Source organism: Streptomyces sp. YS-3 (assembly GCF_045257485.1).
Classification (GTDB): domain Bacteria; phylum Actinomycetota; class Actinomycetes; order Streptomycetales; family Streptomycetaceae; genus Streptomyces.
Genome location: NZ_JBJHPC010001075.1, coordinates 1 through 1,011, shown reverse-complemented (window position 1 = coordinate 1,011; position 1,011 = coordinate 1). Strand labels below are relative to the sequence as shown.

Sequence of the window (1,011 nt, the reverse complement as noted above, 5' to 3'; positions counted from 1 at the left end):
CCCGGCCGCACCACGGGCACCCCGTCAGGTGCGACCCGTACGTATGGCCCGGCCGGTCCGGGCACACCCGTACCCGCCCCCGCTCCCGGTCCAGCGCCCGCAACCAGTCCTCCGCCGACGGCCGTGCCCCGGGATCGAGCACCCCGGACCCGAACGCCGCCCGGGCCAGCCCCAGCAGCTCGGGCGGCAGCACGGACGGGTCCACGGTCCCGCGCGGCACCACGACCCGCTCGGGCCGCACCACGTAACTGATGCTCGCCGCGATGTTGTCCTGGACCGTCGACTCCGGCGCGCTGTCGCGCGGCACACCCCCGAAGGGGTGGTTGCCGGCCGTGAGCAGCTGGTAGACGAGGACCGCCAGCGCGAAGTCGTCGCTGGCCCGGGTGGCGGGGCCGCCCGCCTGGCGTTCGGGCGCCGAGTAGTCCGTGGTGTGCATCAGACAGGGGAACAGCTCCCCGGTGACCGCGTCGGTGAAGGCGATGGAGTCGCAGTCCAGGAACGTGACGAAGCCGTTCGCGTCGACGACCACGTTGCTGCTGGAGAAGTCCCCGATCACCAGCCCCTCGTGGTGCATCCGCGCCGTCATGAACGCCAGGTTCCACGCGACGCCGAGCAGGAAGCGCCAGTCGGCCCGCCCGTGGAAGAGCCGGACGCGCTGGGCGCGGGTGAACAGGCCCACCAGCTGGACGTGTTCGGGCTCCCCGAACCGCTGCATCGCGTATCCGAGGAACGCGCCTCCCGGCGCCCGCGCGGGCGCCGTCGGCCAGGCGAGCTCGGGCCGCTGGGAGCGGTCGGTGGGGCGCCCGCCGAGCGGGGACATCGTGAGCATCCGGGTCAGCCGCCGCTCCTGCTCGGGTCCGGGCGGGTCCCGGTAGAGCTTCACGACGGTCCGGTCGTCGCCCTCCACGGGGTAGACGGCCGCCTGACCGCCCCCCTTCAGCGGTTCGGCGGCGAGCACCACCCGCACCCCGCCGAGCAGCACGGTCCGCCCGCCCGGACCGGCGGGCCCCC

1 protein-coding gene is annotated in these 1,011 nt (G+C 75.0%); it reads right to left on the bottom strand.

The genetic code is table 11. From position 1 onward, the window contains the following. On the bottom strand, window positions 1-982 hold a 982-nt coding region (locus ACJA3G_RS37555; protein ID WP_406557481.1), incomplete at its 3' end, for a hypothetical protein. Window positions 983-1,011: the final 29 nt, after the last annotated feature.